Origin of the sequence: Cetobacterium sp. ZWU0022 (genome assembly GCF_000800875.1) — a bacterium.
In the GTDB taxonomy this organism is placed as follows: Bacteria; Fusobacteriota; Fusobacteriia; order Fusobacteriales; family Fusobacteriaceae; genus Cetobacterium_A.
The window spans coordinates 1-539 of the sequence record NZ_JRJZ01000172.1; the positions used below are offsets into that span (position 1 = coordinate 1).

1 protein-coding gene is annotated in these 539 nt (G+C 30.4%); it reads right to left on the minus strand.

What is annotated here, in order from left to right:
* A partial coding sequence (locus L988_RS11895) for an RNA-guided endonuclease TnpB family protein (RefSeq protein ID WP_156111966.1) occupies nt 1-539 on the minus strand: 539 nt, incomplete at both ends.

The following is a 539-nucleotide window of genomic DNA, read 5'->3' on the forward strand; positions in this document are numbered from 1 at the left end:
TACAGGAACTATATCTGCCACGAATTCTGTGAGTACAGAAACGTAAAAAGCCCCATTAGGCTCTTGGCTAATAGTGGCTGATTTGATTACATAATTTTGAGGTATCGCTCTATGAAGTTTAATTCTAACTAATCCTAACTTAGGAAGCTTTATAGAGTTATCTTCAATTCTAATATTTCCATTTGTAGAAACAGTGTTATATGATTTTCTACCAGATTTTTTAGATTTGAATTTGGGAAAATCAGCTCTTTTCTGAAAAAAGTTCTTATATGCTGCATCTAAGTTTTTAAGAGATTGTTGTAATGCTATTGAATCTATCTCTTTCAAAAATAGTAATTCATTTTTAAGTAGCGGCAATTCTTTCGCTTGAGTATTGTACGTTAGCGATTTCTTCTCAGATTCATAGAGTTCTTTTCTCTGAGCTAAAAATCTATTGTACACAAGCCTAGTACAGCCAAAAGTTGCATTGATTGTATTAACTTGAGTTTCATTAGGATATATTCTATATTTAAAAGCTAAATTATATTTCTTCATAGTTA